This is a genomic window from Paenibacillus sp. NPDC056722 (assembly GCF_042790635.1).
Lineage (GTDB): Bacteria > Bacillota > Bacilli > Paenibacillales > Paenibacillaceae > Paenibacillus_AQ > Paenibacillus_AQ agri.
The window spans coordinates 1-2864 of sequence record NZ_JBHTYV010000029.1; the positions used below are offsets into that span (position 1 = coordinate 1).

2 rRNA genes are annotated in these 2864 nt (G+C 56.1%); both read left to right on the forward strand.

Going from position 1 to position 2864, the window contains the following annotated elements:
- Positions 1-2591 (forward strand): 23S ribosomal RNA (locus tag ACFRAM_RS28580); the annotation flags it as partial.
- Between the two features lie 119 nt (positions 2592-2710).
- A 5S ribosomal RNA gene (gene rrf / locus ACFRAM_RS28585) occupies positions 2711-2827 on the forward strand.
- Positions 2828-2864 lie beyond the last annotated feature (37 nt).

Genomic DNA, 2864 nt, shown 5'->3' on the forward strand with positions numbered 1-2864 from the left:
GAATACTACCTGGTGACCGATAGCGGATAGTACCGTGAGGGAATGGTGAAAAGTACCCCGGGAGGGGAGTGAAATAGTACCTGAAACCGTGCGCTTACAATCCGTCAGAGCCCTTTAAGGTGATGGCGTGCCTTTTGAAGAATGAGCCTGCGAGTCATCGGTGTGTGGCAAGGTTAACCCGTGTGGGGGAGCCGTAGCGAAAGCGAGTCCGAATAGGGCGCCCTGAGTCGCACACTATGGACCCGAAGCGGAGTGATCTACCCATGGGCAGGTTGAAGCGGCGGTAAGACGTCGTGGAGGACCGAACCCACTTAGGTTGAAAACTGAGGGGATGAGCTGTGGGTAGGGGTGAAAGGCCAATCAAACTCCGTGATAGCTGGTTCTCCCCGAAATGCATTTAGGTGCAGCGTCACGTGTTTCACACCGGAGGTAGAGCTACTGGATGGCCTAGGGGGCCCACAAGCTTACCGAAGTCAGCCAAACTCCGAATGCCGGTGTGTGAGAGCGTGGCAGTGAGACTGCGGGGGATAAGCTTCGTAGTCGAGAGGGAAACAGCCCAGATCGCCGGCTAAGGCCCCTAAGCGTGTACTAAGTGGAAAAGGATGTGGGGTCGCGAAGACAACCAGGAGGTTGGCTTAGAAGCAGCCACCCTTGAAAGAGTGCGTAATAGCTCACTGGTCAAGTGATCCTGCGCCGACAATGTAGCGGGGCTCAAGTACACCGCCGAAGCCGCGGCATTCAGACATTATCCCGCCTTCGGGCCAGGAGTCTGGATGGGTAGGGGAGCGTCGTATGGCCAGGGAAGCGGCGGAGTGATCCAGCCGTGGAGGCCATGCGAGTGAGAATGCAGGCATGAGTAGCGAAAGACGAGTGAGAAACTCGTCCGCCGAATGACCAAGGGTTCCTGGGCCAGGTTAATCCGCCCAGGGTGAGTCGGGACCTAAGGCGAGGCCGACAGGCGTAGTCGATGGACAACGGGTTGATATTCCCGTACCCGTGTATCCGCGCCAAATATCGAATCAGTTGTGCTAAGTATCCAAATGTTCTCTTATCGAGCCTTCGGGCGAGAGGGAGGACGGCTGCATACGACCCTGGCTGTAGTAGGTAAGCGATGGGGTGACGCAGGAAGGTAGCTGGGCCAGGTGATGGAATACCTGGTGTAAGCCTGTAGGGCGTCTGGTAGGCAAATCCGCCAGACATATAGCCTGAGAGGTGATGCGTAGCCGATTGAGGCGAATTCAGTGATCCTATGCTGTCGAGAAAAGCCTCTAGCGAGTTGGTACACGGCCCGTACCCCAAACCGACACAGGTGGTCAGGTAGAGAATACTAAGGCGATCGAGATAACTGTGGTTAAGGAACTCGGCAAAATACCTCCGTAACTTCGGGAGAAGGAGGGCCCGGTCTGGTGAACACCCTTGCGGTGGGAGCTGGGTTGGGTCGCAGAGACCAGTGAGAAGCGACTGTTTACTAAAAACACAGGTCCGTGCGAAGTCGTAAGACGATGTATACGGACTGACGCCTGCCCGGTGCCGGAAGGTTAAGAGGACCGGTTAGCTCTTCGGAGCGAAGCTGAGAATTTAAGCCCCGGTAAACGGCGGTGGTAACTATAACCATCCTAAGGTAGCGAAATTCCTTGTCGGGTAAGTTCCGACCTGCACGAATGGCGTAACGACTTCTCGACTGTCTCAACCATAGGCCCGGTGAAATTGCACTACGAGTAAAGATGCTCGTTTCGCGCAGCAGGACGGAAAGACCCCGGGACCTTCACTATAGCTTGGTATTGGTGTTCGGTACGGTTTGTGTAGGATAGGTGGGAGACTGTGAAGCAGGCACGCCAGTGTTTGTGGAGTCATCGTTGAAATACCACTCTGATCGTATTGGACCTCTAACCTCGGACCCTGATCGGGTTCAGGGACAGTGCCTGATGGGTAGTTTAACTGGGGCGGTTGCCTCCCAAAAAGTAACGGAGGCGCCCAAAGGTTCCCTCAGCCTGGTTGGCAATCAGGTGTTGAGTGTAAGTGCACAAGGGAGCTTGACTGTGAGACCGACAGGTCGAGCAGGGACGAAAGTCGGGACTAGTGATCCGGCACCGGCATGTGGAAGCGGTGTCGCTCAACGGATAAAAGGTACCCCGGGGATAACAGGCTGATCTTCCCCAAGAGTCCATATCGACGGGATGGTTTGGCACCTCGATGTCGGCTCGTCGCATCCTGGGGCTGGAGTAGGTCCCAAGGGTTGGGCTGTTCGCCCATTAAAGCGGCACGCGAGCTGGGTTTAGAACGTCGTGAGACAGTTCGGTCTCTATCCGCCGCGCGCGTTAGAAACTTGAGGAAGGCTGTCCCTAGTACGAGAGGACCGGGACGGACGAACCTCTGGTGTGCCAGTTGTTCTGCCAAGGGCATGGCTGGTTGGCTACGTTCGGAAGGGATAACCGCTGAAAGCATCTAAGCGGGAAGCCTGTTCCAAGATGAGGTTTCTCACCCCCTCGAGGGGGTAAGGCCCCCAACAGACCATTGGGTTGATAGGCCAGAACTGGAAGCCTGGTAACAGGTGTAGGTGACTGGTACTAATAGGCCGAGGACTTACCAACAAAGAAGCTACGCGTCCACTGTGCAGTATCTGAAACAACACACAGATACAGGCAGACGGGAATCGAGCCCTCGCAAGGGGATTCGTGACCTGGCTCTCTGTGTGACAGTTTCATAGAGTTACGGCGGCTATAGCGGTGGGGAAACGCCCGGTCCCATTCCGAACCCGGAAGCTAAGGCCACCTGCGCCGATGGTACTGCACTCGACAGGGTGTGGGAGAGTAGGACACCGCCGGAACATCCTTCGCGAGAGCCCCGACCTTTTGGTCGGGGCT